Below are 26383 nucleotides of genomic sequence, written 5' to 3'. Positions count from 1 at the left end.
GCCATGTCCGCTGCCATCGGTCGCCGCAAGCGCCGCAAGCTGAAATCGGAAATCAACGTCGTTCCCTACATCGACGTCATGCTGGTGCTGCTGATCATCTTCATGGTCACCGCACCGCTGCTCACCCTGAGCTTCGACGTCGACCTGCCGCAGTCCAACGCCAAGGCGCTGGAGAGCAAGCAGGACCCGGTGATCGTCTCGGTGCGCCAGGACGGCCAGCTCAGCCTGAAGCTGCCCGACGCCAAGGAACCGGCCGCCGTGTCGGCCGAGGAACTGGAAGGTCGCCTGGCCGGCATCGCCGCCCAGGACAAGGGCGTGCGCGTGATCGTCGCCGCCGACCGCGCCGTGGCCTATGAAAAGGTCATCGCCGCGATGGATGTGATCAAGCGCGCCAAGGTAGACAAGGTAGGCCTGGCCACCGATGCACGCTGACGCCCTGCCACCTCCGCATCAGCGCGAACCCGGCTGGGGCCTGCCCCTGGCGCTGGCGTTGCTGGTGCACCTGCTGGTTGCGCTGGTCTTCATCGGCGCCTGGCTGTGGTCGCCCGAGCGCAACACCGATGCCGCCGCCGGCGATCCCTCGGTCGAGGCCAGCCTGGCGCTGTCCGCATCCGAGGCCTCCGCTGCGCGCCAGGCCCTGCGCCAGTCGGAAAAGCTGGAGGACCTGCCGCCGCCGGTCGCCGAGCCGATTCCGGTCCCTGAAGACACCATTCCGCCGCCGCAGCCGATTCCCGAACCGCGCCCGCAGGACGCCCCCACGCCGCAGCAGCAACAGGCGCAGGAGCGTGTCGCGCAGCCGGATACCAAGGACCAGGAAGCGGTGAGTGCGCTGGCCATCTCGCAGGAGAAGGCCAAGCAGGAACAGGAAGCCAAGCGCCGCCAGGAGCAGATCGACCTGACCGAACGCAAGCGCCAGGAGGAAGCGGAGCAGAAGCTGCGCCTGGCCAAGCAGCAGGAAGCCGACGAGAAGAAGAAGCAGGCCGAGCAGGAGCGCGTGGCGGCTGACAAGGCCGAGGCCGAGAAGCAGAAGAAGATCGCCGAGATCCGTGCCCGCCGCGAGCAGGCCGAGAAGGAAGCCAAGCTGGCCGAGCGGAAGCTGCGCGAGGTCGCCGCCGCGCGCAACGCGGCCGGCAGTGCGGCTGCCGGTGCCACTGGCGCCTCCCGGCCGGCCGCCGGTGGGGGCGGCAGCAGCGATGATCTGACCGCCAAGTACGCTGCGGCGATCCAGGCCAAGGTGCGTGACACCTGGACCCGCCCGGACAGCGTGCCGCTGGGGCAGAAGTGCCAGGTGACCATCACCCAGATCCCGGGTGGGCAGGTGCTGCAGGCCAAGGTCGGCGCGAACTGCCCCTATGACGAGGCCGGCAAGCGCTCGATCGAGGCCGCCGTGCTCAACGCCCAGCCGCTGCCATACCGGGGCTTCGAGTCGGTGTTCAACCGCACGCTCAACCTGACCTTCACTGCACAGGATTGATCGAGTGGGGCAGGGCGGTCATCAGGCCGCCCGCGCCCACGGCTGTCGCGCTTGCCTCTGGTGCGCTCGGTTTCGACCGGGCAGGCTGTGGGCTGCTGTCGAACACTGCCTGCTAGGGGCGGTGTGGCCGGGGCAGGCAGGTGCGATGTTAGCCACGACGTTAACGGTACGTGAGAAGACGGGCTGGAACTGACCCGGAATTCACGTACCCTTGGTTCATGATTGCGAAGCGGTTCACTCCCGCTTTGTTATCCCTCGTTCCGGTTTCCCCCTATTGAGCGCTCCATGAAAAAGATGCCTCGCTGGCTTGCCGTGTTTGCGGCCCTGTTGCTGCCCTTTGCTGCCGTCGCGCAGCAGAAGGGGCTGGATATCGACATCATCGGCGGCAATGCCTCCGCCCTGCCGATCACCATCGTGCCGATGCCCTACCAGGGTTCGTCGGCCGCTCCGCAGACCGACGTCGCCGGCGTGGTCCGCGCCGACCTGGAGCGCTCGGGCCAGTTCCGCACGCTGCCGGAAGCGCAGATCGTCGAGAAGCCCGTGCGTGGCGGCGACATCCAGTTCGCCACCTGGCGTGCGCTGAAGCAGAATTACATCGTGGTCGGCCGCGTGCTCGACGCCGGTGCCGGCGCCTATCGCGTCGAGTACGAACTGTTCGACGTGCCCAAGGGCGAGCGCCTGCTGGGCCTGGCGATGACCGCCCGTGGCAACGCCATGCGCGACGTCGCCCACCAGATGGCCGACGCCATCTACGAAAAGATCACCGGTGTGCGCGGCGCCTTCTGGACCCGCATCGCCTACGTGACCGCCAGCGGCAAGGGCGACGCCATGCGCTATGCGCTGATGGTGGCCGACTCCGACGGCTACAACCCGCAGACCATCGTGCGTTCGGCCGAGCCGCTGCTGTCGCCGTCGTGGAGCCCGGATGGCAGCAAGCTGGCCTACGTCAGCTTCGAGCGTGGCAATTCGGCGATCTACATCCAGAACATCGGCACCGGCGCGCGCGAGCTGGTCACCAGCTTCCGCGGCATCAACAGCGCCCCGGCGTTCTCGCCGGACGGCCGCAAGCTGGCCCTGACCCTGTCGCGTTCGGGCAATCCGGAAATCTACGTGATGGACCTGGGCAGCAAGCAGCTGACCCAGCTGACCAACCACTTCGCCATCGATACCGAGCCGACCTGGGCGCCGGATGGCAGCGCGGTGTACTTCACCTCCGACCGTGGCGGCCGTCCGCAGGTCTACAAGGTCGGTGCAGGTGGCGGCAGCGCCGAGCGCGTGACCTTCCAGGGCAACTACAATGCCAAGCCCTCGGTGTCCTACGACGGCAAGAAGATCGCCGTCGCGCAGGGCTCGGGCAACAGCTACAAGATCGCGATGATGGACAGCTCGCTGGGTTCGCCCCGCTGGAGCACGCTGTCCCCGGGTTCGCTGGATGAATCTCCGAGCTTTGCGCCCAACGCAAGCATGGTGTTGTACGCCGCCCGCGAGGGTGGCCGTGGTGTGCTGTACGCCGTTTCCGCCGATGCGCGCGTGCGCCAGCGGTTGGTTCTGGCTGACGGAGATGTGCGCGAACCGGCATGGTCCCCATACCGTACCCAGCGCTAAAAGAGTGTTAATATTTTCGCTGTCTTGAACCCCTCATCGGCCTAGGAGCCACAAAGGTATCGCCATGAACAAGTCCACCCGCGTTCTGCTTGTTTCCCTGCTGTCTGTGGCCGTCCTGGCCGGTTGCTCGAAGAAGGTCAAGGAAGAAGTGCCGGCTCCGGTCGACACCGGCACCTCGACCACCACCCCGACCGGTCCGTCGACCTCCGGCCTGTACGGCCCGGGCGACCTGGACACCGACGCTTGCCTGCGCCAGCGCGTTGTCTACTTCGACCTGGACAAGGAAGACGTGAAGCCGGAATTCCAGGCCATCATGGCTTGCCACGCCAAGTACCTGCGTGACCGTCCGTCCTCGCGCATCACCCTGCAGGGCCACACCGACGAGCGCGGTTCGCGCGCGTACAACCAGGCCCTGGGTGAGCGTCGTGGCAACGGCGTCAACTCGGCCCTGCAGGCCAACGGTGGCTCGGCTTCGCAGCTGACCGTCGTGTCCTACGGTGAAGAGCGTCCGGTCTGCACCGAGTCGAACGAGTCCTGCTGGTCGCAGAACCGTCGCGTCGAAATCGTCTACACCGCGCAGTAATCCATGCGCATTGGCATCAAATTGATGCTGGTCGTTGCGGCAGCCCTCGTGGCTGCCGCACCGGCGCATGCACAGCGACAGAGCCTGGCCGATCGTGTCGGCGCGCTCGAGCAGCAGATGTACAACAACAGTGCCAACCAGGACCTGTTGAACCAGATCAATCAGCTGCGGCAGCAGGTCACCAGCCTGCAGGCCTCGATCGAGCAGTTGCAGCACGACAACGCCCAGCTCAAGCAGTCCGCCCAGGACCAGTACCTGGATCTGGACAGCCGCCTGAACCGGTTGGAAGGGGGCAATGCCGCCCCGGCCCTGCCGCCCGTTCCGGCGAGCGCGCCGAAGGCCGCCCCGGCCCCGGTAAAACCCGCAGCGGCGGCCACTTCCGAGCGGCCGCCTTCCGTCCATGGTGATGCCGGCAGCCTTGCCGCCACCGGCGACGAGCGCACCTCCTACAACGTTGCCTTCGAATCACTGAAGGCCGGCAAGTACGATGATTCGGCGCAGTTGTTCCTGAGCTTCCTGCAGCTGTACCCGAACGGCGTCTACGCGCCGAACGCGCTGTACTGGCTGGGCGAGAGCTACTACGCCACCCGCAATTTCCCGATGGCCGAGACCCAGTTCCGTGAACTGCTCTCGCGCTATCCGACCCACGACAAGGCCGCAGGCGGCCTGCTCAAGGTCGGCCTCTCGCAGTATGGCGAGGGCAAGGTCGACCAGGCCCAGCAGACGCTGGAGGCCGTCGTGGCGCAGTACCCCGGCTCGGACGCCGCGCGCACCGCGCAGGACCGCCTGCAGTCGATCCGCCTCGGCAGGCAGATCCGCTGATCCGCTGACCGGGCGTACAATACGTGTCCTGTAGAGCCGAGCCCACGCTCGGCTGCTTTCGTTTCCGGCTCGGCAAACCCGCCCGGATCCGGCAGCGCCGGGCCATGCCCGACGGCTCGCATTACCGGCTGGGCCACACCCGACCGGCTGCTGTTGCAGCGCCGAGCCATGCTCGGCTGCTTTCGTTACCGGATGGGTTCACCCGCCCGGTTGCTGTTGTAGAGCCGAGCCATGCTCGGCTGCTTTCGTTACCGGCCACGGTAGCTCCCCCGCCACGTGTCCCTCCAAGAAGTACCCGCCATGACCGCCGTTACCCCGTCCAGCGCCGCCGCCACGCCCAGTGAGATCGTGCAGTCGCCCCTGCCACGCCTGAAGATCACCGAGATCTTCACCTCGCTGCAGGGCGAAGCCGATACCGCCGGCTGGCCGACCGTGTTCGTGCGCCTGACTGGCTGCCCGCTGCGCTGCCAGTACTGCGACACCGCCTATGCCTTCCACGGCGGCACCTGGTGGGATATCGACGACATCGTAGCCGAGGTGCTGGCCCAGGGCGTGCGCCACGTCTGCGTGACCGGTGGCGAGCCGCTGGCACAGAAGCGTTGCCTGGTGCTGCTGCAGAAGCTGTGCGACGCCGGCATGGACGTCTCGCTGGAAACCTCCGGCGCGCTGGACGTCAGCGCTGTGGACCCGCGCGTGTCGCGCGTGGTCGACATCAAGACGCCAGGCTCGGCCGAAGCCGCCCGCAACCGCCTGGAAAACCTGCCGCTGCTGACCGCACGCGACCAGATCAAGTTCGTCATCTGCAACCGTGAGGATTACGACTGGGCCAAGGCCATGGTCGCCGAGCACGGCCTGGTGAAGCGCTGCACCGTGTTCTTCTCGCCGAGCAAGGGCGAGATCACCTCGCGGCAGCTGGCCGACTGGATCGTCGAAGACCGGCTGCCGGTGCGCTTCCAGATGCAGTTGCATAAAATCCTGTGGAACGACGAGCCGGGTCGATGAGCCGGCGCAGCGTTCCCTGATGTAGCTCCGGCGCGGGACAGCGTGCTGGCTTTCCCCTCCCAACCGGACGTTTTTCCCATGAAGAAGGCAGTCGTGCTTCTCTCCGGCGGCATGGATTCAGCCGCCGTCATCGCCATGGCCCAGGAACAGGGCTTTGCCGTGCATGCCTTGAGCGTGCGCTATGGCCAGCGCCATACCTCCGAACTGGATGCCGCCGCCCGCGTGGCCAAGGCCCAGGGCGTGGTCACGCACAAGACCGTGGACGTGGACCTGCGCAGCATCGGCGGTTCGGCACTGACCGACGACATCGACGTGCCCGAGGCCGGCGGTTCCGGCATCCCGGTTACCTACGTGCCGGCACGCAACACCATCATGCTGTCGCTGGCCCTGGGCTGGGCCGAAGTGCTCGGCGCCAACGACATCTTCTGCGGCGTCAACGCCGTGGACTATTCCGGCTACCCGGACTGTCGCCCCGAGTTCGTGGCGGCGTTCCAGGCGCTGGCCAACCTGGCCACCAAGTCGGGCGTGGAGGGTGCGGGCATCAAGGTGCACGCACCGCTGCAGTTCCTCAGCAAGGGCCAGATCGTCAGCGAAGGCGTGCGCCTGGGCGTGGACTTCGGCCTGACCGTGTCCTGCTACAACGCCGACGCCAACGGCGCCGCCTGCGGCCACTGCGACGCCTGCCGCCTGCGCGCGCAGGGCTTCGCCGAGGCCGGCGTCGCCGACCCGACGCTGTACGCCTGACCATGCGGTAGAGCCGGCCGCTGGCCGGCATTCCCGTGGGTGCGAATCGCTCTCCCGGTGGGTGCGAACCGTTGGTTCGCACTCCTTGACCTACCGGGCCTGCAACCACCCCGACGCTTCAATAAACGCCCGCACCGCCTCCGGATCGGCATAATCCAGCTCGATCATCCGCGCGATACCCGCCTTCTCGTCCGACTGCCGGCGCATGTACTCCTGCGCGATGCGATAGCCGGCGTAGTAGCCCACATCACTGACACCGAATGGATTACGGGCGCTGTTGTAGAGCCAGTTGTCCAGGTCATCGCTGTCCATCGCGGCGATGAAGCGCGCGCGGATCCCCGCCTCGTGGGTTGCACCATAGTCGTAGAAGGGCAGCGCCGGCCGACGCCCGCTGATGCGTTCGGCCACGTACTCGGCCACGCCTTCGCGCACCGCGTACTGGGCCAGGTTGCCGGTGGTCTCGCGCTGCTGGGTATGCACGTATTCGTGCAGGTTGTTCTGCGCGTTGTTCGCACCGGGGCGGCTGTCGTAGAAGATCCGCAGGCGGTCGCGCATCGGCGCGGGCAGTTCGCTCACGTCCACGCGCTCATCGCCCAGCGCCATCTCCGCGCCGATCAACACCTTGTCGCCCAGCGTGGTGCCGCCGGTACGCAGCACACCGACCGCATAGGTAATGGTGGCCGGGCGCAGGGCAGGGTAGAGCGCGTGGAACGCGGCAAGATCCCGCTCCAGCGTGGCGCTGGCCTGCTGAGCGTTCGCAGTCAACGGCCGTACCGAGGTCCAGAAGCGTGGCCATGACTGCATGGCCTCGGCGTATTCGCGGGCGGTGTAATTGCGGACCTGCATCAGTGCATGCAGTCCCGGGCTGCCCGGATCGATGTAGCGCTGCTGCACCAGGACCACCTGTTGGGCTGCATCGGGTTCGGCGCGCACCGCATCGTAGGTGGCCCAGAAGCGGGCGATGTCGTCAGTGACGACCTGGGACGGGGCGGCCAGAGCGCTGCAGGGCAACAGCAGGGCGACGAGCAGGATGAAGGGCAGACGCATCCGAAGTTCCGCGGTGGGGATCGCTGATGGGATGCGTAGAGGGGCCGGAAGGTTTAAGTGGGCTGGCCCGATCGGGTAGTGCCGGCCGCTGGCCGGCAGTCTCGACACACCGTGGTTTCGCGCGACCCAGCAAAGTAGGGTAGAATGCGGACCCCGCCGAAAGGCCGGGGCAATGCAGCGGGCCGTTAGCTCAGTCGGTAGAGCAGAAGACTTTTAATCTTTTGGTCGATGGTTCGAATCCATCACGGCCCACCAATTGTGACAACAACTTAGGCGCCTTCAGGGCGCCTTTTTTGTGGGTCCGGAAAAATTGGCGGAAAAATTAGAGCGTCCCGCGCTCCACTACGCCAGCTGACAGCTGCATCAGCGATGGATAGTAGTGAGCGCTGCAAGAATCATGCCGAACATGACTGTCGATTCAGCTTGTTAAAATTGCGTTGTGTTAGCCTGTGTCTTCTCGGAATTTGTGTGATGCACATCACGCAATCAAATTCACGAAGGCATCTTCCATGTAGGTCTAGCTTCTGCTGCGTTGATTGCCCTTCACCAAACTGAGGCAGCACGCATGTCATCTCGACCAACCTCTCGTTCGGCGCTCTTCTTCGCGTTTGCAATCGCGCTCGCCGCCCCCGGTGCTTTCGCCGGGAATGCGCTCAATGGCGACACAGTAGACGTAGACCCAGCAACGCCGCTACAGGACTGGTACGTCGCGTACGATTCCACTCTGAATGTACTTCCTGGCGCGCAAACGGGCGCGGTCCTAGTCGAAACAAACTCCGTCGCCAACTTCGACCACGCAAGTGTGAGCGCAAGTCCTTCCGCAAATTTTTTACTCGGGGCCGTGGTGGTCAGGGGTTCTTCGGGAGTTCGCTTGTTTTCGAGCAGCATTGTTCACAGTGGACAGCAGGGCATTTTTCTTTCTCGACTGTCTCAGGGCGACGGCACTCTAGATCCTAGCTATGCAGAGCTCTTTGATAGCTCTGTGGTTGGGAAATACTATGGCATCCTGGCGAATAGCGGCGCCCGTATTCTCCTGTCTAACTCAACCCTCAGTACTACTGAGCCCACCTATTCGTCAGCTGGGCTGCTTGCCAGCAACTCGGCTGGGATCATCGTTTCGAATGGTTCGGTTGTTGAAGGCAGCAAAGGGATTTCATTGAGCTTAGGTGGTAGCTCGGCGGGATTGCGCGGCGATGAAGCGCTGATCATCAATGCGTCGAAAGTGGTTGGCAGGACGGAAGCCGCACTAACCGCCTCGAGCAGCGGCGGAGGGGCGCCGGGTCAAATAATGGCAGTCAACATTTTTGTTGAGAACGGCTCCGAACTGGTTGCCGGGAACGGCGTTCTGCTGCACGTAACGACCAGTATCGTTGACGGCGTTGCCAAATCTCCATTTACGACAAACTTCACCGTTACAAACAGTGCGCTTCAAGGCAATGTTTGGGCGTCTCGCGACGGGCTGAGCTTCGGCAATGTGACGCTTGGAGGCGGAGGGAGCATCACTGGCGCATTCGACAACGTGGCAAACGCAACTGTGATGGACGGAGGGCATTGGCAACTTACCGGAGCGAGCGATGTTGCCAATCTGAACCTTCAAGCTGGTGGCACCGTAACCATGGGTGACGGTTCGCAGTTCAATAGCCTTACTGCAGGCTCGTTCGTTGGCAGCGGTGGGACACTCGCGTTCAACACTGTGCTGGCCGGAGATGCATCGGCCACGGATCACCTGCATGTGCTGGGAGACTCCAGTGGCCAGGCGTACGTAAAGGTTGCGAATGTAGGGGGAGCAGGAGCCAAGACGACCAACGGAATTGAGCTGATTCAGGTTGGGGGGCAATCGGGAGCTGTATTTCAGCTGGCCGGGCGTGCGGTTGGTGGCCCGTACGATTATTTCCTCACTAAAAATGACTCCAACGGGAACTGGTATCTCCGATCACAGGTGCCGACTCCGCCAGACCCCTGCGAGGTAGATCCCAGCCTTCCGCAATGTAATCCCGACCCGAATCCGAATCCGAATCCGAATCCGAACCCGAACCCGAATCCGAATCCGAATCCGAATCCGAATCCGAATCCGAATCCGAATCCCAATCCCAACCCCAACCCGAATCCCAACCCGAATCCCAACCCGAATCCGAATCCAGAACTGGAGCCGGAGCCGGAGCCGCTGCTCCGTCCCGAACCGGGCGCGTACTTGGCCAACCTGCAGGCGGCGCAGACAATGTTCCGCCTGGGCTACCATGATCGCAATGCAGGTCAGAATGGTGGGCGGGCTTGGGCGCGTGTCGACGGCTCGCGCAACGGCTTCGACGCGATCAGCCGTCAGCTCGACATCCGTGGCAACAGCCAAAGCCTGAGTGTGGGTGCCGATGTGTGGCGTGATGATTCGGGTAGCAGCGTGGGTTTGATGCTGTCCAGCGGAAATGCGACCAGCACCTCTGTCAATGAACTGACTGGCTACTACGCCCGTGGCAAGGTGAAAGGTGAGGCGCTGGGTGTGTATGGCACGTGGCGTCGCGCAGGTATGAGTGATCCGTACGCGGGGTTCTACTTGGACGGTTCTGTGCAGCGTGCCCAGTTCCGCAATCGTGTGGACGGAGTCGGCTTGGCTCAGGAGCGCTACGACAGTCGCGCCTGGCAAGGGGCCGTGGAGGCCGGATATGCCTTCCGCGCCGGCGGTCCCAGCAATGGTGGGGTGTATCTGGAGCCGCAGCTGCAGATTGGCTACAACCGCTGGGACAGCGGCAGCCATACCGAAGCCAACGGTACAGTGGTGACTACCGAGGATGCTGACGGTCTCTTCGGTCGAGTCGGTGTGCGTCTATCCAGTGTGACGCGCTGGGGCAACGGCGCCGCTGAGGTGCAGCCGTACGTCACGGCCCACTGGCTGCACACCCGCGCCGAATCGCAGATCCGTATGGACGGTGAAGCCGTGGATGCGCGCATCCCACGTAGCCGTGGTGAGTTCGGCGCGGGTGCTTCGTTGAAATTCGCCAACGGACTGGGCGCGTGGGGCGGTTTATTGCTGCAGAAGGCAAGCGGATTCCATCAGACGAGCGCTCAGGTTGGTATTAGCTACAGTTGGTGACCTGCATCAAGCACTCCAGAGTGCTTTTGCGCGGGGATTCTTGATCTACTTCGTAGGTCGATAGGCAAGCACGGCTGCAACTATGCAGCCGTGCTTGGACAAGGAGATTTCATGGAATGGGCACCGGTTAGTTTTGGGTTGGAAGCCGCTCCCAATCTGTGTGCACAGCCCGCAAGCGCGGTCTGCACGGATGATTGGAAATGGGTGATCCCTGTGTTGGCCTTGATCTTGGGCTTTGCGCTGAGATGGGTGCAGGAGAACCTCTCTGAAGGAAAGAGGCAGCAATCCCAGAGGCTCCTGCGGCAGGAATTGCGGCTAGATCACGTGAGGATGCAACGAAGTGATGCGGAGAGAGCCAATCTGCTTGCTCTTCAGCAAGCTGTAGCAAAGTACTATCTAGGCGCGTCCGAAGCGCATGGCGCAATGTTGGATGCCCTTGGTATCAATGGAGTTTGGGCCCGCGTTCGTATGGATCACGCAGTGAATGGCGCCATTCAATCAAGCAAGGCTGAAATGACTGTGCTGCAGTATCGAATTCACGCAGCCAAGGTTTGCATCCGGCTAGACGATCTGATCGATGAGGTGACAGCGGCATTGAAGGCCGAATCTCTTGAAGTCGCTGAGGAGAATTGGAAGCGAGCCGACATCTCATTTGCCAATGCCCAGCGCCTCATCGGGGCCGAAATCCGGCGGCTTGAAGATGATGCTGGCCAGCAGGCTGAACTGGATAGTGAGCAGAAGTAGGTTGCTCGCATGCGAGGCTGATTGTCCCGCATCCGCGCAGTCTGGTCTGCAGAGAACAGGCAGGTCAGCGCACCGGCGGTTGGCCCTCTAGCTCATGTCTCCCGGGATTGGCCCAGGCACCCCACATTTCGACGGTGTATGGGTCAAATTCACCACTGCCTACGAACTGCATCAACAACGAAGGCGCCCTAGCGGCGCCTTCTTCGTTTCGTAGGGAGGTTCTTCGGAAGAATTAGGTGGTTCCGCACTCAAGCGCGTTCCTCCTGCCTGGGCGGTTGGACCACGGGCAGTTCATGGTCATATCGCTGCCGCATTTGTTCCGAAACGTGGCCGCCCGCAGCCTTGTTGTCACCATCTGTGATGCCCCGGTGCTTCAAGCCGTGCAGTGCGAAGCGCTCGGCCTTGGAAATCACCCCTACGCGAACCGCCTCGGTGATGAAGCGCTGCCATGCACTGTCGAGCGCAGACTTGGTGATCGGCTCGCCGCTGCGCTCCACCAGCAAGAACCTGTCGTTGGCGCGCAGGGGAACAGGGCGCACTCGGCCCTTTCGGTTCCAGATGCGGTGGCGCCGCGCCAGCAGCTGCTCCCATGCTTCGATCATCGCTGCGTCCCACTCCGTCACGTTGTCACGCGATCCTTTGCGGCGATTGCTATGCACCCCCTCGGCCTGGCGGTGCGCGTCGGTCAGCGTGCAGACCTCGATGCCGCGCAGGCGGACGCTGTAGGCCAGGATCATCACCGGGGCCAGGTAGTCGGGAAAGCTGCCCTTGGCGTTGGAAGGGAGCGCGCCGCGTTCCCGTGCGAAAGCCAGCACTGCGCGAAACGCTTCCTGCGACGGCATGCGCGCGTCGCCCCGTTCTTTCGCCTGGCGCACGCCTTTGGCCGGGTTGGTCTTGCAGTAGCCCATGCGTACACCCCACGACAAGGTCAGCCGCAGGAAGCGGTGCAGATGATTAGCCTTGCTGGGGTACGCAGGGAGGGCGGGCTGGGTGCGATTCGCCGGGCGGCCTACAGCAAAAGTCTCCACCAGCCGTTGTACAACCGGTGTTGTGATGCGGTCGACCTGGATAGATCCCAGCGACGTTCCATCCTTGCGGACGTAGGTGGCCAACACCTCCGCGTAGCCCTCGTAGTTCCTGCGGGTGCCGGCGGCGAGTCGTTTGAAATCGCTGGATTCGTGGTAGCGGTCGAAGAGAAAGCGTAGCGTGCCGCGCCCTGCACCTGTGCGCATCTCTTCCACGATGGCGTGCAGATCCGACAGGCGGGCGCTGGCGTGGGCGACCGTACGCTTTACGCGCCGGCCGCCCTCCGCGTGGTCTTCGTAGATGAACCAGCGGCCGTCGTGCCAGTAGATCCCTTTCGGCAATGCTCCCTGCTCGATGTGCCCAGGTATGGCCGGATTGAACTTCCTCTTTCTGCCGCGTGTCATCAGATGTTGTCCTCTTCCCGTACTTCGTGCTGGAGCGGTTCGACCAGCCCCAGCGCGGCGTTCAGCGCGTCGAGGGTGGTCCAGATCCCGCCGTGGCGGTCGTACTTGTACCGGATACCCTGCCGTTCTGCCCAGCGCCGCACGGTCGCCGCACGGGGTGGGGGGCCGTGCGGGGTGCACAGCTCCTGCAGGATGTTGAATTGCACAATGCGGCTGCTCAAAGCTCGGACGCCTCCATCCACTCGCGCCGACGTGGCCACTGCCGGCGCATTTCTTCCCGCAAGGCTTCGGCGGCAGCGGCGCCACGTTTACCCGCAATGCGGGCAATCAGTTCGTCCACCCATCTGCCGCTGTTGTAGCCCTGCCTGATCCAGTGGCGGGCCTCACAGGCCCGCCGATGCTGCTCTGTGGCGTCATCCATTACCCGGTGCTTCTATCACCCAGGCCCAGCCCCAGCTGGATCACGTTGTTGGCTGTGGGCGCTACCGGTGTTGCGCGCCCGTACAGGCGGGTCCACTCCTGCAACGCCAGGTGTGTGCTGGGGTGCTTGTGGGTGCGGCCGCATTGGCATTCGATGAAATGGCCGCCGCCGGCATCGGCCCTGCGCCGGTCTTCCATCAGTCGAGCCGTATGCCCAGCCCTGCAGCTAGGCATCGGCCACGGTGCCGCTATCTGCCGTTGGGTTGTGTGGTACTTCATGCGGTGACCACCTCGCCGGTATCGAAGTCGTGGGCGGCCAGTGCCGCCAAAGCGGCGTCGACCTGCTGGCTCGCAGCGGCCAGTTCCGTTGTATAGACACTGTGCGGCGAGTGCACCAGGGAGCGATGACGCTTCACCGCAGCGATCACCGCAGCCATCAGAACCTCCCGCCCAGAAGGCGGCTGAGCTGCGGGCGAGGTGCGTGCGGTGAGCACGGCCGCCAGGGCCTGCTGGGCTTGATGCAGCCCGACCACGCGCTCGTAGGGTGGTAGCTCCGCTGCATACTCCGCTTGCTCGGTCAGGTGCTTCACCCAGTGGCCGGCGTTGGCCGGTGTCGTCTCGCACCGCGCGCATCGGCAGGGCTTGCTCTCAAACATAGGCCACCTCCTGCGCTGCTGCAGCGATAGCCGCGGACGCGGCGGTACTGGCAGGCCGAGGCAGCATGTTTGCGATGGCAAGGGGCACGCCGGCACGGTCGAGGAAGTCGGCCAGGTCGCGACCGATGGCGTCTTTCTCCATCTCCCAAAGTACCGGCCCTGCCGCAAGCAGAAAGCTGCTGCGGGTCCGGCGCTTCCAGCGCTGCTCGATGCAGCGCGTCGGCCCCATGGCGAGAATCGCGGTCACGACGATCTCATTGGGGCTGATGGTGAACTGCAGCACAGCCTTGTTGTCGGGTGCCGGGGTGAGTTCCGGCTGCGTGGTAGCCTGCGCGGCGGGTCCGGTGTCGGCCCCCTGCGAACATGCGGCGGCTGGGGGTGACTCAGTTTGCTGATACATGGCTCTTCTCCGAGCGTCGTGGAGGGAAGGCCCAGCGGTGGCGTTGGCGCGCCACCGGCCGGACCCGTTCTTACAGGGTGTCCGCCAGGTCTACGGCTGGCAGTTGGTCGGCCCGGTGGGCATTGCCTAACACGTGGCGCAGATCCTCCGCCACGTACGCCGCGACTGCGGCGATGTGGTCGAGAGTGATGGGGGAGGGCTGATCGGTGTCGAGCAGCGCGAGCAGGTCAATGGCCTGCTGGGCCTGCCAGAGACGGTCGATGTCGTTTTCGTGCACCACGAAGTGGATGCTGTTCACCACATCCGCCGCTGTGCGGGTGCCGTTGCGGGTGTGCGCGCTCATGACAGCGCCCTCGGGCCGGTGCCCTGGCAATCTGCCCACCGGGCCTTTACCTGATCGACGGCGTTCTGGATCTCGCCCAGCGTCAACTCTGCCGGCGTCTTTCCCGCGCCGAGCAGGCGCGCAAAGAGACCCTGCCAGCAGGCGTGGTTCCATTCGGTGGTGTCGGCGATCTGGCCGAAAAAATGTGCGAGCTGGCGCGCGGCATGCGCGGGCGCTCCGTGGCTGTGTGCCATGGGTGACGTCTCCTTCGTTTGAGATGTGACCTCGCAGAGACGTTTTGAGTCGTCGCAACGAGGGTGTCGGGAGGCTCAAAACCGGAACGAAGACCGGCGGGCAGTTTTCCCCTTTCGGGTGTTGTATGGCTGCCGCCCTCCCGACGCAGAAGACGTCGGTGCGCTTGAATTTCAGGCGCAAAAAAACCGCAATGCTGACGGGCGCGGTTTCCGCTTCGTTCTCGGAGTTTTGAGTCTCCTTGCAGCGGACTTTGCCCTCGTTTTTTGTGCAAGTCAAGACAGAACGGGTCATGCGCTGAACACCCAGCACTTGATCGGTCCAGCTTGATACGGGCTGTTCACCGCGCGGCTACGGTGCAGCAGTCGCGGACACGCGATCAGCGCCCAGGTGAGGCCGGTCGAGGCCGGAAGTGCCGCGCCCTGGAGGTCGGCCGCATGCCGCACCTCGGGCAGGTTCAGGGCCAGCCATGCCGGGTTGCGGGCGTGACTATGCAGCGTGCCGGCGGCGATGCCGGCGTCTACTACCGTCCAGAATCCAGCCAGCACACTCTCGACGCGCGACACGGGCGCGGAGGGAACGTCCGGTATCGGAAGGCCAAGGCCGAGCGACAACTGGGCGGCTTGGGCGTGCAGGGCATGAATCTCGCCGGGCGCCTGCGCGCGGTACAGACGGTTGACCACTCGGGCGCGGGCGGTGTGCAACGCGGCCGAGGCGGCGGTGTGGCCTGCAGGCCCGGCCTGGCCGGTGACCAGGGCGTCGTAGGCGGCGATGACGGCCAGGTGGAACTCTGGGGAGATCCACATTGCGTAGGCGTAGACCAGCGGCTTGACAGCGTAGGTGGATGGCACGGTTCCGCCACGCTGGCTCACCAAAGCCGGAATTCCGGCTTTGATCGTTGCGATCCTCGCAAGCTCGGTGGTCTGAGCGTTCTCGGCCCAACGAGAGGGCCTGTGGCGCTGCTGCAACCCGGCAGCCTGATGAAGATCATTGAGGCAGTAGCGGCCGGCATGGTCGCGACGGATCTGCAGGTTGCCGATCAGGAGAGGCGCGGTGGTGGAGTGTTGGAGGTTCATGCGAGATACCTCGGCTGGAGACGGCGCACAAACACGGTGGGGCGCGGCTGGGGTTGCGTCATCGAATTAATGTGCATACAATAAATGCCATGGAAATAACCTACGACGCCGCCAAGAACGCCCGCAACGTTGAAGAGCGCGGCCTGTCCTTCGAGCTGGTGCGTGCGTTCGATTTCCAGACCGCCTTGTTCGTCGTTGATGACCGAAAGGACTACGGCGAGGTGCGCTACCGGGGGCTGGGGTTGGTAGGCGAGCGGGTACATGCGCTGGTCTTCACCGAAACCGCCGGGGGCATCCGGGTCATCAGCTTCCGCAAGGCCAACAAACGAGAGGTCAAAAGCTATGAACAAGCACAAGAACAGCGAGACGCCTGACAAGGACAACCCGGAATGGACCGCAGGCGATGTGGCCCGCGCGGTTGCGTTCACTGGGTTGCCGGCGGGGCTGCAGGGCAAGCTCCGTGGCCGGCCCAAGGCAGCGGAAACGAAGGAACGCATCACCATCCGCCTGTCGCCGGATGTGCTCGACGCGTTCCGCGAAACCGGTGCCGGCTGGCAGACCAAGATCGACGCGGTGCTGAAGGACTGGGTGGTGGCGCGCCAGGGCAAGCGGCCGGCGACGGTCGCCAAGCGTGCAACTGTTGCCAAGCGTGCGGCGGTCGCCAAGCGGCCCATGGCGGCCAAGAGGTGATGCCCGGCGTAAAGCCGGGCGCACCCTCGCTGCAGGACTTCGATGTTGCAGATCACCTGCGAGACGAACAGGAGATCGCGATGTACATGGCTGCTTGCCGTGAAGAGGCTGGCGACGATGCTGCCTTTATTGCATCTGCGATGGCAGCCTGCGAAAGAGCAAGGGCACGCTGGAACTCGCGCAGTTCTTAACGTGTTCATGCCTTGAACACCCAGCATTTGACTGTGGCGGCGGCGCCCATGGTGCCCTGACGGATAGCGCTGTTTACGGCGACGTTCGTGTCCAGGCATTTGTGCCGGCGCGAGTCACGCAGCAGCGTGCGCAGCACCTTGAGGTCTGCCAGCTGCTGCGAATGGTGCGCTGCCTTGGCGGCGAACTCGTTGAGGTTGATGGCGATCCGCGATGCATCGCGCGAGTGGTTCACCGCCGGCATGCCGCCGTTGGTGGTTTCCAGATACTCGTAGACTTCCCAGAACTCAGTGACCAGGGCGTTATCGGCGCTCACCGCGCTCTGGCGCTCCAGTGCGGCCGCAACCAGCGCTTCGCGCGTGGCGACCACCATTTCCTCGGGGATCTCCATGACCAGGCGCAGGGCGTCGAACAGCGCCAGCATCTGCGCATGGTTCTTTATGACGCGCTCCATGCGTAGCTCGCCGCGCTCGCGCAGCTTGCCCTCGTAGAAGCGCACGCGCTCGCCGAACTTCTCCATCACCTGGCTTTCGGCGCGGACGGCGCGGATCAGGAAGTGGCTCAGTTCCTCCACCTGCAGGGCGTTGAGGTTGTCGGCTGCGATGCGGCTTTCAGTGGTGACCTGCGGCTTGCGGAAGTGCAGCTTGACGATACGCGTCAGGATTGCCTCGCTGGCGTCCACGGCGGCGTTCTGGCTGATGACGATGGTGCCCCGGAATGGGGGCTCGTAGGTGTCGTTGCCGCCATTGCGCACGCCGCGCGTGGCGAGGGTGCCGCCGCCGTAGTAATCCTTCAGTTCATCCCATTCAAACGACTTGGCGTGCGATCGATCGGCATCGCTGCGGTCGGCCTCCAGCAGCACTACCGGCATGCCGGAAATCTGGCCCATGGCGCGGGCGCGGCCGGCCTTGGATGACTTCGCCGGGTCGAAGCCTTCGTAGTCGCTGCGGCCGAGCAGCTTCCACAGGAAGGTCAGCAGCGTGGTCTTGCCGGCGCCGGCCTCGCCCGTCGCCTCCAAGAAGGGGAACGATTTGTGCGCGCTGCGGATCTGGTTGGCGTACAGCGAGCCGAACCAGAACGTGAGCGCGATCATGCCGTGGGTGCCGAAGCACATCCACAGCCACGCCAGCCAGTCGTTGCGCTGCTTTTCGGGGTCGCGCTGAATGTCCAGTCGGATCGACTTCTGCGTGGATTTCACACGCAGGTTCTTGAACTCGAAGTAGTCCTCTGCATTGGCGATGCTCAGTTCGCCGTCGCGCACCGCCACGTCGCCGAGGATGTAGGACTTGTGATCCTCGCTGTAGCCCACGAAGTCGATGGTCTGGACCTTGGTGATGTCATACAGCACGTCCCGGATGATGCAGTCCAGTTGGTGGCCGGTGCCGGTGAACACGGCGCCCTGCGCCATGCTAATGAGACGCTTCTTGAACTCGCTGGCGCTGGCGACCTGCGCACCGGTAAAGGTGCCCTTTACGGGCGGCGCATCGTGCGGGAAGCTGACGCGGAAGAAGTACCAGCTTTCGTCGGTCACCTCATGGCTCTGGAAGTAGAGCGCCTCTGGATAGCAGTTGGCGATTTCTTCCACGCTGCAGCAGGCGCGGCGGATCTTCTCGGCCTCGTCGGCGTCCAGTTCCTCGTCCGGGTCTTCCCTACGTTTGGCGCGCTCCTGGCACAGCTTGTCGAACTTCACGCTGTCGAAGCTGAACCAGAACAGGCGCGAGCGGTGCTCAAGGTGGAACTCGCGGCGCTGCGTGTGGGCATACATCAGCAGGCCCTTCTCGATGGCGGACTTCGCCAGCAGCACGTCGCCGTGATAGCGCGCCTCCGCGATGTCGGCATCCCACTGAGCCTGGCGTGCGTCGGCATCGTTGATGGTCGACGCGCGCAGATGCAGGTCGTTCCAATCGGTCTTTTTCCCCGGCTTCTGCGGGATCAGTGCTGCACGGCTCTTGAAGCCCAGCGATCCGGCCCGGCGCGCATGCTTGCGCACGTAATCACGTGCGGTTGGCTCGTTGTCGTAGGCCCATACCAGCACCGGCAGCTTGCCGCCGCGCTGGTCGCGCAGGGCGCGCAGCGAATCCTCGGGGTAGCCGTTGCTGGACATACCGGATGCAGCCGCAATGCCATGCTGCAGGAGCGAGATAGCGTCGAAGATGCCCTCGGTGATCCAGACCTCACGCGCGGTCGGAAGCATGTCGGCCGCAGCGGGGGCGATCCACCAGGCGCCCGCATAGCTCTGGCCCGGCATGAAGCGCGCTTTTTGCTTGCCGAAGCGGTGAGCGCGGTCGATCAGGCGCTCCCAATAGCCGCCCTTGGTCAGCGGGAACCGTACCGTCGCGGTGCCTTCCCTGGACTTTCGGTCGAAGTAGCTCTCCTGCGTGTAGAGGCCACGGAGCGCGGTTAGATCGAAGCCGCGCGAGTACCGCAGGTAGGCGTCCGCCGCAGCGTGCGGCGCCGTCTCCGTGCGTTCGTGGCGCTTTGACCAGTCATCGAACAGATCGTCGTAGACATCCTTGACGCTGACCTCATGCCCGCACTTGGCCTGGCGCCCACAGCGCAGCACCCACGGATTCTGGAAGCTGGTGTAAAGCTCCTTCTGACCACAGGCGGGGCACTTGCCGCCGCGCATGTATTCCGTGCTGGGGCGGTGCTTGAGGCCGTAGTCCCGCTCGATGCGCTGCAGAATTTGCTGGCGGATGTCTTCTTGCATGATCGGTTCAGGCCTTCGCGCTGCGGCGCTTGCTGCTTTTCTGCGGGCGGTAGGTGGGTTCGGTGATGACTTCGACCTTGCCGCCTGCCTTGCGGAACGCGGCTACCCGCGCGGCCAGCGTGGCGGCGTCCTCTGCCTTCTTGGCAGGATCGGTAGGCACGTACCCGGCAGGGCCTGGGACGAGGAAGGGCACCTGGGCGGTCGACCATGCGTCGCGCTGGCTCATGGGGTGGCCTCGCCCTGGTCGGCCTCGGCGTCGATCAGGCCCAGCCCCTCGGGCGGGTTCTTGATTTCGACCACGCCGCAGTCGTTCAACTCGATACCGCGATCAGTCGCTTCCAGCAGGCGGTCATTGCCGGGGGCGCAGCGCACAAGGCCCAAGGCCATCAACTGCCACACGGGCGCAGCGGTGAATGCTTCGCCGGCCTCGGCCTGACGGCCGGTGTAGCCGCGTGCGCCAACCACCAACCCGCCGTGACGGATGGTGGATTGCAGGCAAAGCTTCGCCATTGGCGAGAGCATCGCCAGTTCAAGAACAGCCATGGTTGATTACCTCAGTGGTCGGCGGGGAGCGGCAATGCGTCCAGCAGATCGGGTTGGTTGCCGCTGTGCTGCATGCGGTGAGCGCGCTGGGCGATCTCGCGGGCATAGGCGGGGCTTGGGGGAAGATCAGTCGGCCGTGCATCAGGCAGGCCGCTGGGACTGGCAACGCCGGTCAGTTCGGTGTGCCCGGTGAAAGCGGCAGAACAGACCGGGTTGGTGCAGTTGAACGAGTCGTGCCGAAGGTGGTCATGGCTCAGGTGGCTGGTGCGCTTCACCAAAGGGGAATGGCAGAAGGGGCAGCGAAAGACCACCTTCCTGCGTGCGCTGTGCGAAGACATGACCGGCCCTCAGTTCGACGCGGGATCGATGGTGCCGGCCTTGATGCCCAGCACGACTGCGGCCTTGTGCGCTTCGCCGCGGCGACCCTTGTTGCGGCCGGACAGCACCAGCCATGTGGCGCGCTGGTCGAGATTGTGGGTGCGGGCGAACTCGGCGATAGAGATGCCCTTCCGGTCAAGTTCCTCTCGCACCTCGGGTGCGGTTTTTAGGACAGGTTTGGACATATCGGGCACCAAAGTGTGATTATTGTGTACTTGGGGCAACAATAGTGCGAAAAAGCGCACCAGTCAACATGGAGAGTTCGAAAAATGTCACTTACTGAAGATCCCAAGCTCGGCGTAGGCGCACGACTGCGTGCGGAGCGCGAGCGGCTGGACCTGAGCCAAGAGGAAATGGGCTCGCGCGCCGGCAAGAACAAGAACACGCAGATGCGTTACGAGACGGGCGTGAACTCGCCCACCGCCGCCTACCTGCACGACTTGGCCGCGCTCGGTGTGGATATCGGGTATGTGCTGACAGGCTTCCCGACGGAACTGGACGACGAGGACGGCGAGATGCTGGCCCGCTTCCGGTCGGCATCGCCTGAAATGCGCTTTGCGGTGCGGCTGATGCTGACGGCGCCGAAGGAGGCCGCTGCGAAGCACGCCGACGCTGGCGCGGCGCCGGTGGTGGGCGGCAACAATTCCGGCCAGGTCAATGCGGGCACGGTGACCCAGGGCGATGTCAGCTTCCAGATCGGCTCGCGCAACAAGGGCGGTCGGAAACGCTCGAGCTGAATATCGGACAGCTGATACTGGCTGTTGGTCAAAATATCGACCGTGGCAAGGGCGCCTGTAGAGGCAAACGCGACAGGCGCCTACGTCGTTGCCCCGCGTTCAAGTTCAAGGGACGTGGTAAAGCCGGCGCCGGCATCAATGGTGTGCGTCGCCTTCACCACCAGCCAGTCCGTGCCGTCGATCTCGGGCTTGATGCCCGCGACATTCACCGTCTGACCGGGATAAAGATCGGCACGGCCTAGCGCCAACTTGAACGATAGTGTCGCTGTACCCCGTGCCAACCGCTGCAACTCCGCCGTCGCATGTTGCCGCGCCTCGCTCTCGCTGGCGTAGGTCGCCTGCAGCTTCTTCTCGTTCTTGTCGGTGCCCACCAGCACGGCCTTGCGCCGCGCCGCGCCGCGATCACCCCAGTAGGCACGCACGCCGGTCACCGCATCGCGGTCGACCACGGCGTACCGGTGCGAATCCCCCGATGCGCGTGTCAGCTTCTGCACCGGCAGGCTGATGCCGTCACCGGTCGTAGTGCCATCGATGGGCTTGAAGATCAGCGTGCCGGCCTTGATGGTCGCCACGGCATCGAATCGCTTGCCCAGCCGCGTGAGCAGGTTCACGTCGCTTTCGTTTGCCTGATCCAGATGCGGTAGCGCCACGCTATCGAGCGCAGGCGCTATGGCTGCTTTCAGCGAGTGTTCCCCAGCCAGGGCGCGCAGCACTGTTCCGAGCGTGGTGTCATGCCAGCTGCGCTCGCGGCGCGTGCGGATCGAGTGCGTCAGATCCGCGCTGCGGGCGCGAATGGTGATGATGTCGGGCGGGCCGCTGTGTTCAGCCTCATCGACCACGAACGTGCCCTTGTTGACCATGCCGCTGTCAGCCCAGCCGAATGCCAGCGCCAATGTCACACCGCGACGCGGCAGCGCCAGGCGTCCGTCATGGTCATGCAGGCGCAGGTCAACCTGGTCGGCCTCATCGCCCCGGCTTTCGGTCAGGCTCAGATCCAGCAGGCGCGGCGCGATCCGGTCGGTAATGTCTACACCGTCCAGTGTCGCGCGCCACTGCGGAATCGGGTAGAAGGCGCTCATGCTGCCGCTTCCTCGGTGTCATCGTCGGTACGCGCCAGCTGCAGCTGGAAATCAATGCGGCGCGGCGTGCCATCGGAAAAGAACTCTGTCCGGCCTTCGTTGATCGAGAGGATGACGTAGGCGCCATAGACCGTGCCGTTGCCCTCCACCAGCGCCAGCGGGCGGCCCTCGGCGGCCAGCTCCCGCAGTACGTCCAGCGTGAGCAGATCGTCGGCCAGCTCGGCGTGGATCACACCGGAGAGGTCGATGGTCTCTTCGCCGGGGCCAACGTACTGCCGGGCCGCACGCGCGCCCACGCGCTCGCTGGTTGGGTGGCGCCATGACATCTGGCGTTGCAACTGCTGGTAGGCGGCGGTGGAGAGCGAGAAAACGAACGTGCCCAGGGACATCATCATGGTGGCAGTGCTCAGTCAGTAAGGCGGGCGTTGTGCCGTGAACCCGCTTCGCGGTCGCGGCGATCCAGTTCGGCGCGGACGGCCTGCGCAATGGCCTGCGCATCGGCGCCGGCACCGGCTTGGATGGTGATGTGATAGGTGTTGCCACCGGCCTGCGCCATGCCCGCGCCGCCGGCAGACGGCGCCATGACCGGCGCGCTGCTGACAGGCACCACGGGCGTCACAGCGGCCGCCAGCGCCATCCCAGCACCGGCACGCTTCATACGGTCGCCAAGGCCCACCACGGACTGCACAGCGCGATCCTGGCCGCCGTCGAGACCGCCGGCCAAGCCCTGCATGGTGTAGTCGCCCAGCTGCTTGAACACGCGCGACGGGCTGTGGATGCCCAGCACGCTCTTGAACGCGGAGACGGCGCCGCTGCCGATGTTGCTGACGATATCGCCAACGGAACCGGCCATCGAGCGGATGCCGTCGATCAGGCCAGAGATCATGTCCTTGCCGGACTGCAGCATCTTGGCGGGCCAGCCCACCAGGATCTGATTGATGCCGTCCCACATGGACGACAAGCCGTTGCGGATCAGATCGCCGTCAAGGGTGAACAGGCCCACGATCAGATCCCATGCGCCCTGCAGATACTTCCACGCGCCGCCGATGGCGTTCTTGATGATCGGCAGGATGGTGGTGAACGCGTCGACCAGCCAACCGATGGCCTTCACCGCCAGCCGCAGGTTCACCGTAAGCACGTTGCCGAGGATCTGGCCGAAGCCTCGGCCGGCGTCAGTGGCGCCCTGCAGCTGCTCGCTGGTGGCCTCAAAGGGTTCGAACAGCTTCTTGACCCAATCCCAAGCCTGGCTCATGGCATTGGAGATCATGTCCCACACCGGGCCCAGTGGTTCCAGCGCGGTCATGAGTTCGTCCATGATCGGATTTACCACGTCGAGGATGCCCTCCCATACGCCGATCATGAAGGCCTTGATCGGTTCCCAATACTTCCACACCAGGGCGGCGACCACGGCCACAGCGGCGCCAATGGCAAGCACCGGGAGACTGATGCCGCCGAGCAGCGGCAGCAGCATGCGCCCCACGTTGAGCAGCATCGGGAACGCGCGACCGCCCAGCGACATTACGCGGGTGACCAGACCACCCATGCCACCGCCAGATGACAGCAGCGCCATGGCCGCGCTGATCTGCGAGAAGGACATGGCAACCACGCCAGCGGTCACCATCAATGCACCGAAGACCGTCACCAGGGCGGCGCCCACAATGGCCGCCTTTGCCAGCATCTTCACCAGCTCAGGGTTCTCGCGGACCCACTCGATCACCCGTTGAACCACTTCTGCCGTGCGTTCGGCCAGCGCCTTGAAGTCGCCCAGGAGCGTCTCGCCGATGGCCTGGCCGGTGACGTTCACCGTGTTTTTCAGCAGCTGCAGCGCGTTCTCAGACGTCGCCACGCGTGAGGCGTATTCGGCCGACATCGAGCCACTGTATTGGGTGGCATCGGTGACCTTGTCAAAGTTGGTTTTCAGCAGGTCGAGGTTCGTCAGCAGCGGAGCGATCGCGCCGATGGATTCGCGCCCAAAAAGGGTGGTCATCGTCGCGGCCTGTTCGTGCTTGGGCAGCAGCTTCAGCTTGTCCAGCACGCTCAGAATGGCGCCGCCTGCATCCTTCTGCATGGCCTGCGCCATATCGGTGGCTTTGATGCCCAGCTTGCTGAATGCAGCGACCTGGCGCGAGGTGGCGGCCTCGCCCGACGACAGGGTGAGCAGCATGTTCTTGATGCCGGTCGCAGACACCTCGGACTCGATGCCCATGCCGGCGACCGTCGCACCCAGCGCGGCCAGCGGGCCGCTACCGAGGCCGGCGACCTCGCCGAGCGCGCCGATGCGGTTCACCACTTCGCTGATCTTCTGGACGCTGGCGGGCCCGGTGTTGCCCAAGTAGTTGATCTTGTCGGCCAGCACGACGACATCGTCCTGCCCCATGCGGAACGCAGTGCGCCAGGTCGCCATGGTTTGGCCGGCGTCCTCGGCGGTCGTGTCGAAGGCAACGCCCATCTTGGCCGCGTCCTCGGCGAAGCGGACCAGCTCAGCTTTGGCAATGCCGGCCTGGCCGGCAGCGGCGACGATCTTGGCAATGTCGGTGGACAGCATTGGCAGCTTGGTCGAGAGGTTCTGCACCTCCCGACCCATTTCCTTGAACTGCTGGGGCGTGTCGAAGTCGACGACCTTGCGGACATCGGCCATCGCAGATTCGAAACTCATCGCTTCGGAAAGCGGCAGGGCCCCGGCCATCAAGGCGCGCTGGCCGCCGAATGCCAGCCCGGCGCCAGTGCCCACCATGCCAATGCCGGCGCTCTGCAGCTTCGCTGCGCGCTCCTTCATGCGGTTAGCGGCGGCAAGATGTGTCTCCTGCCGCTTGATGCTCTCGTTGGTACGGGCAATATCCGCCCGCAGGCGGCGCTCGTCGTTGCCCAGGTTACGCGTGCTGATACCGGCGCGGTCCAGACCGCTACGCAGGCGCTGCAACTCTGCCGCCTGCTGTTGCTGCTTGTCCTTCATCAGTCCGGCGACGCGGGTGGCGTCCTTGAACTGCTTGGTCAGTGCGCGGGAAGGCTGCGCGGCAGCGGCGACGGCGGCAGCCAGTCCGCGCACCTTGGCCTGCTGTGCGGCGTAGGCAGTAGCCGATTCACGCGACGCAGCTACTTGCTGGCGGAAGGCGCCCAGATCGCGTTGGGTTGCATTGAGTTTGCGCAGCGCATCGCGTGACTGCAGCAGCTGGTCAGCAAGCCCCTTGCCGCCGCGCTGGATCTTGCGGAACGGCGCGGTCGCCTTGTCCATTGCGGACAGGATGACCTGCATGCGCAGGTTGTCGGCGGCCATCAGCGCAGCCCCTCGGTGTGGGCCGCCGAACGATCACGGCGGGTAGACGGGGAGGGGGCTGCGCTGGTGGGGATCATGTGTTGTTTCCGCTACGTTCGACGGCTCGCTCCCGCCATTCCATCAACTCGGTCACGGTCCAGCGGTCCATCTCGCTGGGCTGAAAGTGGAAGATGACAGCCACATCGGCCATCGCATCCTCTACGCGTTCAGGGATTCCCGGTCCGCCTTCTTCATGAAAAAACTGGCGATCTCGGTACCGAGCGTGACCAGGTCGGCGGGGTCCAGCTTGTCGACGTCCGCGGTGGTCAGGCTGGGGGTGGTGATGCGCGGTGCGAGCATGCGGATGGCGGTGGTATCCAGCTGCAGAAGGTCGACCAGCTTCACGCCGCGCAGGGTGCCGGCATCGGGCTTGCGCAGCTGCAGCTTCTCGATGACCTGATCGCCGCGATGGATGGGCGCATCCAGTTCGAACGTGACGTAGTCGGGGGCGTTGACCTTGCCGGTGGTGGTGTCCAGCAGGGCGTTGTCGGGGGTCTTGCGGCTCATAGTCTCTCCAGTGGAAGCAAGGCCCGGCAGTGCCGGGCCGTGGTGGGCGGATCAGATGCCGATGGCGCGGCGCTGTTCCTGCAGCAGATCGTTGCCGTCCACGATGAAAATCATGGCGACCATGTCGATCTCGATTTCCGTGCGGCCGTTGATCGACAGCTTGTAGTAGCTGGCGGAGGTTTTCACGCTGAACTCTGTGTCGTCGCCGGCCTTACCGGTGCCGGCGTCGATCTCGCTGTGGCGACCGCGCAGCACGATCTCCACCGCATCCACCTCGCCGGTATCGTCGCGCTGGTAGGCGCCGGCAAAGCGAAGCTGCACGCCGTTGTGCGTGGTCTTGCCGTACTGGCGCAACACCTCGCGGGACAGGCCACCGCACTTCCATTCGGCCTCGATCTTCTCCTGGCCCATGTCGATATCGATGGGGCCAGCCATGCCACCGGCACGGTATTCCTCCATCTTGCGGGTCAGCGTGGGCAGCTTGAACTCGGTCACCAGACCCCGGTAGCTCTCGCCATCGTTGAACAGGTTGAGGTTTTTCAGCTTGCTGGGCATTGCCATGTTCGTGGATTCCT

At 64.4% G+C, this 26383-nt stretch carries 32 protein-coding genes and 1 tRNA gene; 13 read left to right on the top strand and 20 right to left on the bottom strand.

The features are described from left to right. Positions 1–3 precede the first annotated feature (3 nt). The 7 genes from tolR (at position 4) to queC (ending at position 6230) form a co-directional block, all read left to right on the top strand. The gene (tolR, locus tag ACXI0D_RS03810; RefSeq protein WP_006438804.1) at positions 4–432 is read left to right on the top strand and encodes a protein TolR; all 429 of its coding nucleotides are present in this window, start codon (positions 4–6) and stop codon (positions 430–432) included. Continuing rightward, positions 422–1474, top strand: coding sequence for a cell envelope integrity protein TolA (gene tolA, locus ACXI0D_RS03805; protein ID WP_049442640.1), 1053 nt, complete (start codon positions 422–424; stop codon positions 1472–1474). Before tolR ends, tolA begins: the two co-directional genes overlap by 11 nt. Positions 1475–1759: 285 nt before the next feature. After that, positions 1760–3079, top strand: a complete 1320-nt coding sequence (gene tolB / locus ACXI0D_RS03800) for a Tol-Pal system beta propeller repeat protein TolB (protein WP_014038220.1) — start codon at positions 1760–1762, stop codon at positions 3077–3079. Positions 3080–3143: 64 nt separating this feature from the next. After that, positions 3144–3662 (top strand): peptidoglycan-associated lipoprotein Pal, encoded by a 519-nt coding sequence (gene pal / locus ACXI0D_RS03795; protein WP_014038219.1) that lies wholly within the window; start codon positions 3144–3146, stop codon positions 3660–3662. Between the two features lie 3 nt (positions 3663–3665). Continuing rightward, the gene (gene ybgF, locus ACXI0D_RS03790; RefSeq protein WP_101765957.1) at positions 3666–4484 is read left to right on the top strand and encodes a tol-pal system protein YbgF; all 819 of its coding nucleotides are present in this window, start codon (positions 3666–3668) and stop codon (positions 4482–4484) included. Positions 4485–4784: 300 nt separating this feature from the next. Then, positions 4785–5486: a 7-carboxy-7-deazaguanine synthase QueE gene (queE, locus tag ACXI0D_RS03785; protein ID WP_479642332.1), complete on the top strand. Its 702-nt coding sequence runs from the start codon at positions 4785–4787 to the stop codon at positions 5484–5486. Between the two features lie 78 nt (positions 5487–5564). Next, the gene (gene queC / locus ACXI0D_RS03780) at positions 5565–6230 is read left to right on the top strand and encodes a 7-cyano-7-deazaguanine synthase QueC (RefSeq protein WP_119006692.1); all 666 of its coding nucleotides are present in this window, start codon (positions 5565–5567) and stop codon (positions 6228–6230) included. Between the two features lie 90 nt (positions 6231–6320). On the opposite strand, the gene ACXI0D_RS03775 is transcribed toward queC, so the two are convergent. Then, positions 6321–7277 carry a DUF2268 domain-containing putative Zn-dependent protease gene (locus ACXI0D_RS03775; protein WP_119006691.1) on the bottom strand — a complete coding sequence of 319 codons (957 nt, stop codon included), beginning with the start codon at positions 7275–7277 and terminating at the stop codon, positions 6321–6323. 179 nt (positions 7278–7456) lie between these two features. Here ACXI0D_RS03775 and ACXI0D_RS03770 point away from each other — a divergent pair. The 3 genes from ACXI0D_RS03770 (at position 7457) to ACXI0D_RS03760 (ending at position 11106) form a co-directional block, all read left to right on the top strand. After that, a tRNA-Lys gene (locus ACXI0D_RS03770) sits at positions 7457–7532 on the top strand. 310 nt (positions 7533–7842) lie between these two features. Then, positions 7843–10362 carry an autotransporter family protein gene (locus tag ACXI0D_RS03765; protein ID WP_479642331.1) on the top strand — a complete coding sequence of 840 codons (2520 nt, stop codon included), beginning with the start codon at positions 7843–7845 and terminating at the stop codon, positions 10360–10362. Positions 10363–10473: 111 nt separating this feature from the next. After that, positions 10474–11106, top strand: coding sequence for a hypothetical protein (locus ACXI0D_RS03760; protein WP_479642330.1), 633 nt, complete (start codon positions 10474–10476; stop codon positions 11104–11106). 248 nt (positions 11107–11354) lie between these two features. On the opposite strand, the gene ACXI0D_RS03755 is transcribed toward ACXI0D_RS03760, so the two are convergent. The 8 genes from ACXI0D_RS03755 to ACXI0D_RS03720 all read right to left on the bottom strand — a co-directional run bounded on the left by ACXI0D_RS03755 (position 11355) and on the right by ACXI0D_RS03720 (position 15662). After that, positions 11355–12536, bottom strand: a complete 1182-nt coding sequence (locus ACXI0D_RS03755; protein WP_479642329.1) for a site-specific integrase — start codon at positions 12534–12536, stop codon at positions 11355–11357. After that, positions 12536–12757, bottom strand: a complete 222-nt coding sequence (locus tag ACXI0D_RS03750) for a hypothetical protein (RefSeq protein WP_032975126.1) — start codon at positions 12755–12757, stop codon at positions 12536–12538. The genes ACXI0D_RS03755 and ACXI0D_RS03750 overlap by 1 nt, the downstream gene beginning before the upstream one ends. Beyond that, positions 12754–12957 carry a DUF7696 family protein gene (locus ACXI0D_RS03745; RefSeq protein WP_479642328.1) on the bottom strand — a complete coding sequence of 68 codons (204 nt, stop codon included), beginning with the start codon at positions 12955–12957 and terminating at the stop codon, positions 12754–12756. The genes ACXI0D_RS03750 and ACXI0D_RS03745 overlap by 4 nt, the downstream gene beginning before the upstream one ends. A gap of 274 nt (positions 12958–13231) precedes the next feature. Beyond that, a complete protein-coding gene (locus ACXI0D_RS03740; protein ID WP_479642327.1) occupies positions 13232–13612 on the bottom strand; it encodes a hypothetical protein in 381 nt (126 codons plus the stop codon). After that, a complete protein-coding gene (locus tag ACXI0D_RS03735; protein WP_479642326.1) occupies positions 13605–14012 on the bottom strand; it encodes a hypothetical protein in 408 nt (135 codons plus the stop codon). Before ACXI0D_RS03735 ends, ACXI0D_RS03740 begins: the two co-directional genes overlap by 8 nt. 70 nt (positions 14013–14082) lie before the next feature. Then, positions 14083–14355, bottom strand: a complete 273-nt coding sequence (locus ACXI0D_RS03730; RefSeq protein WP_119006683.1) for a hypothetical protein — start codon at positions 14353–14355, stop codon at positions 14083–14085. Further along, positions 14352–14588 (bottom strand): hypothetical protein, encoded by a 237-nt coding sequence (locus ACXI0D_RS03725; protein ID WP_479642325.1) that lies wholly within the window; start codon positions 14586–14588, stop codon positions 14352–14354. Before ACXI0D_RS03725 ends, ACXI0D_RS03730 begins: the two co-directional genes overlap by 4 nt. A 288-nt stretch (positions 14589–14876) precedes the next feature. Further along, positions 14877–15662 (bottom strand): KilA-N domain-containing protein, encoded by a 786-nt coding sequence (locus tag ACXI0D_RS03720; protein ID WP_479642324.1) that lies wholly within the window; start codon positions 15660–15662, stop codon positions 14877–14879. 89 nt (positions 15663–15751) lie between these two features. On the opposite strand from ACXI0D_RS03720, the gene ACXI0D_RS03715 reads away from it, so the two are divergent. Next, positions 15752–16036 carry a BrnT family toxin gene (locus tag ACXI0D_RS03715; RefSeq protein ID WP_479642323.1) on the top strand — a complete coding sequence of 95 codons (285 nt, stop codon included), beginning with the start codon at positions 15752–15754 and terminating at the stop codon, positions 16034–16036. Next, on the top strand, positions 16005–16352 hold the full coding sequence (locus tag ACXI0D_RS03710; protein ID WP_479642322.1) for a BrnA antitoxin family protein: 348 nt from the start codon (positions 16005–16007) through the stop codon (positions 16350–16352). The genes ACXI0D_RS03715 and ACXI0D_RS03710 overlap by 32 nt, the downstream gene beginning before the upstream one ends. Positions 16353–16548: 196 nt before the next feature. On the opposite strand, the gene ACXI0D_RS03705 is transcribed toward ACXI0D_RS03710, so the two are convergent. From ACXI0D_RS03705 to ACXI0D_RS03685, 5 genes are read right to left on the bottom strand one after another with little or no spacing between them, the layout of a single operon-like run. Further along, positions 16549–19251 carry a toprim domain-containing protein gene (locus ACXI0D_RS03705; protein WP_479642321.1) on the bottom strand — a complete coding sequence of 901 codons (2703 nt, stop codon included), beginning with the start codon at positions 19249–19251 and terminating at the stop codon, positions 16549–16551. Positions 19252–19258: 7 nt separating this feature from the next. Continuing rightward, positions 19259–19477, bottom strand: coding sequence for a hypothetical protein (locus ACXI0D_RS03700; RefSeq protein WP_032975115.1), 219 nt, complete (start codon positions 19475–19477; stop codon positions 19259–19261). Then, positions 19474–19794, bottom strand: a complete 321-nt coding sequence (locus tag ACXI0D_RS03695) for a hypothetical protein (protein ID WP_241876258.1) — start codon at positions 19792–19794, stop codon at positions 19474–19476. Before ACXI0D_RS03695 ends, ACXI0D_RS03700 begins: the two co-directional genes overlap by 4 nt. Positions 19795–19805: 11 nt before the next feature. Next, on the bottom strand, positions 19806–20132 hold the full coding sequence (locus ACXI0D_RS03690; RefSeq protein WP_032975113.1) for an ogr/Delta-like zinc finger family protein: 327 nt from the start codon (positions 20130–20132) through the stop codon (positions 19806–19808). 9 nt (positions 20133–20141) lie between these two features. After that, positions 20142–20357 carry a DNA-binding protein gene (locus ACXI0D_RS03685; RefSeq protein ID WP_479642320.1) on the bottom strand — a complete coding sequence of 72 codons (216 nt, stop codon included), beginning with the start codon at positions 20355–20357 and terminating at the stop codon, positions 20142–20144. A gap of 84 nt (positions 20358–20441) precedes the next feature. Here ACXI0D_RS03685 and ACXI0D_RS03680 point away from each other — a divergent pair, with 84 nt between their 5' ends. Continuing rightward, entirely contained in the window at positions 20442–20909 is a 468-nt protein-coding gene (locus ACXI0D_RS03680; protein ID WP_479642319.1) for a helix-turn-helix domain-containing protein, read from the top strand. Between the two features lie 80 nt (positions 20910–20989). Here ACXI0D_RS03680 and ACXI0D_RS03675 read toward each other — a convergent pair whose 3' ends face one another. From ACXI0D_RS03675 to ACXI0D_RS03650, 6 genes are all read right to left on the bottom strand, one after another. Beyond that, entirely contained in the window at positions 20990–21988 is a 999-nt protein-coding gene (locus tag ACXI0D_RS03675; RefSeq protein WP_479642318.1) for a phage late control D family protein, read from the bottom strand. Then, positions 21985–22383, bottom strand: a complete 399-nt coding sequence (locus ACXI0D_RS03670; RefSeq protein ID WP_032975110.1) for a phage tail protein — start codon at positions 22381–22383, stop codon at positions 21985–21987. The genes ACXI0D_RS03675 and ACXI0D_RS03670 overlap by 4 nt, the downstream gene beginning before the upstream one ends. A gap of 11 nt (positions 22384–22394) precedes the next feature. Continuing rightward, complete coding sequence (locus ACXI0D_RS03665) at positions 22395–25265, bottom strand: phage tail tape measure protein (protein ID WP_479642387.1); 2871 nt, start codon at positions 25263–25265, stop codon at positions 22395–22397. Between the two features lie 70 nt (positions 25266–25335). Then, positions 25336–25410 (bottom strand): GpE family phage tail protein, encoded by a 75-nt coding sequence (locus tag ACXI0D_RS03660; protein ID WP_425507120.1) that lies wholly within the window; start codon positions 25408–25410, stop codon positions 25336–25338. 50 nt (positions 25411–25460) lie between these two features. Continuing rightward, the gene (locus ACXI0D_RS03655; protein WP_191077434.1) at positions 25461–25808 is read right to left on the bottom strand and encodes a phage tail assembly protein; all 348 of its coding nucleotides are present in this window, start codon (positions 25806–25808) and stop codon (positions 25461–25463) included. Positions 25809–25859: 51 nt separating this feature from the next. Further along, complete coding sequence (locus tag ACXI0D_RS03650; RefSeq protein WP_032975109.1) at positions 25860–26369, bottom strand: phage major tail tube protein; 510 nt, start codon at positions 26367–26369, stop codon at positions 25860–25862. Positions 26370–26383 lie beyond the last annotated feature (14 nt).

The sequence above is a fragment of the Stenotrophomonas sp. C9D9 genome (assembly GCF_056491205.1).
This window is presented reverse-complemented; position numbering and strand designations above follow the sequence as displayed.

What these genes read in the sequence shown, in the direction of transcription:
- tolR (WP_006438804.1), top strand. Translation starts at nt 4, where the DNA reads ATGTCCGCTGCCATCGGTCGCCGCAAGCGCCGCAAGCTGAAATCGGAA.
- tolA (WP_049442640.1), top strand. Translation starts at nt 422, where the DNA reads ATGCACGCTGACGCCCTGCCACCTCCGCATCAGCGCGAACCCGGCTGG.
- tolB (WP_014038220.1), top strand. Translation starts at nt 1,760, where the DNA reads ATGAAAAAGATGCCTCGCTGGCTTGCCGTGTTTGCGGCCCTGTTGCTG.
- pal (WP_014038219.1), top strand. Translation starts at nt 3,144, where the DNA reads ATGAACAAGTCCACCCGCGTTCTGCTTGTTTCCCTGCTGTCTGTGGCC.
- ybgF (WP_101765957.1), top strand. Translation starts at nt 3,666, where the DNA reads ATGCGCATTGGCATCAAATTGATGCTGGTCGTTGCGGCAGCCCTCGTG.
- queE (WP_479642332.1), top strand. Translation starts at nt 4,785, where the DNA reads ATGACCGCCGTTACCCCGTCCAGCGCCGCCGCCACGCCCAGTGAGATC.
- queC (WP_119006692.1), top strand. Translation starts at nt 5,565, where the DNA reads ATGAAGAAGGCAGTCGTGCTTCTCTCCGGCGGCATGGATTCAGCCGCC.
- ACXI0D_RS03775 (WP_119006691.1), bottom strand. Translation starts at nt 7,277, where the DNA reads ATGCGTCTGCCCTTCATCCTGCTCGTCGCCCTGCTGTTGCCCTGCAGC.
- ACXI0D_RS03765 (WP_479642331.1), top strand. Translation starts at nt 7,843, where the DNA reads ATGTCATCTCGACCAACCTCTCGTTCGGCGCTCTTCTTCGCGTTTGCA.
- ACXI0D_RS03760 (WP_479642330.1), top strand. Translation starts at nt 10,474, where the DNA reads ATGGAATGGGCACCGGTTAGTTTTGGGTTGGAAGCCGCTCCCAATCTG.
- ACXI0D_RS03755 (WP_479642329.1), bottom strand. Translation starts at nt 12,536, where the DNA reads ATGACACGCGGCAGAAAGAGGAAGTTCAATCCGGCCATACCTGGGCAC.
- ACXI0D_RS03745 (WP_479642328.1), bottom strand. Translation starts at nt 12,957, where the DNA reads ATGGATGACGCCACAGAGCAGCATCGGCGGGCCTGTGAGGCCCGCCAC.
- ACXI0D_RS03740 (WP_479642327.1), bottom strand. Translation starts at nt 13,612, where the DNA reads ATGTTTGAGAGCAAGCCCTGCCGATGCGCGCGGTGCGAGACGACACCG.
- ACXI0D_RS03735 (WP_479642326.1), bottom strand. Translation starts at nt 14,012, where the DNA reads ATGTATCAGCAAACTGAGTCACCCCCAGCCGCCGCATGTTCGCAGGGG.
- ACXI0D_RS03730 (WP_119006683.1), bottom strand. Translation starts at nt 14,355, where the DNA reads ATGAGCGCGCACACCCGCAACGGCACCCGCACAGCGGCGGATGTGGTG.
- ACXI0D_RS03725 (WP_479642325.1), bottom strand. Translation starts at nt 14,588, where the DNA reads ATGGCACACAGCCACGGAGCGCCCGCGCATGCCGCGCGCCAGCTCGCA.
- ACXI0D_RS03720 (WP_479642324.1), bottom strand. Translation starts at nt 15,662, where the DNA reads ATGAACCTCCAACACTCCACCACCGCGCCTCTCCTGATCGGCAACCTG.
- ACXI0D_RS03715 (WP_479642323.1), top strand. Translation starts at nt 15,752, where the DNA reads ATGGAAATAACCTACGACGCCGCCAAGAACGCCCGCAACGTTGAAGAG.
- ACXI0D_RS03710 (WP_479642322.1), top strand. Translation starts at nt 16,005, where the DNA reads ATGAACAAGCACAAGAACAGCGAGACGCCTGACAAGGACAACCCGGAA.
- ACXI0D_RS03705 (WP_479642321.1), bottom strand. Translation starts at nt 19,251, where the DNA reads ATGCAAGAAGACATCCGCCAGCAAATTCTGCAGCGCATCGAGCGGGAC.
- ACXI0D_RS03700 (WP_032975115.1), bottom strand. Translation starts at nt 19,477, where the DNA reads ATGAGCCAGCGCGACGCATGGTCGACCGCCCAGGTGCCCTTCCTCGTC.
- ACXI0D_RS03695 (WP_241876258.1), bottom strand. Translation starts at nt 19,794, where the DNA reads ATGGCTGTTCTTGAACTGGCGATGCTCTCGCCAATGGCGAAGCTTTGC.
- ACXI0D_RS03690 (WP_032975113.1), bottom strand. Translation starts at nt 20,132, where the DNA reads ATGTCTTCGCACAGCGCACGCAGGAAGGTGGTCTTTCGCTGCCCCTTC.
- ACXI0D_RS03685 (WP_479642320.1), bottom strand. Translation starts at nt 20,357, where the DNA reads ATGTCCAAACCTGTCCTAAAAACCGCACCCGAGGTGCGAGAGGAACTT.
- ACXI0D_RS03680 (WP_479642319.1), top strand. Translation starts at nt 20,442, where the DNA reads ATGTCACTTACTGAAGATCCCAAGCTCGGCGTAGGCGCACGACTGCGT.
- ACXI0D_RS03675 (WP_479642318.1), bottom strand. Translation starts at nt 21,988, where the DNA reads ATGAGCGCCTTCTACCCGATTCCGCAGTGGCGCGCGACACTGGACGGT.
- ACXI0D_RS03670 (WP_032975110.1), bottom strand. Translation starts at nt 22,383, where the DNA reads ATGATGATGTCCCTGGGCACGTTCGTTTTCTCGCTCTCCACCGCCGCC.
- ACXI0D_RS03655 (WP_191077434.1), bottom strand. Translation starts at nt 25,808, where the DNA reads ATGAGCCGCAAGACCCCCGACAACGCCCTGCTGGACACCACCACCGGC.
- ACXI0D_RS03650 (WP_032975109.1), bottom strand. Translation starts at nt 26,369, where the DNA reads ATGGCAATGCCCAGCAAGCTGAAAAACCTCAACCTGTTCAACGATGGC.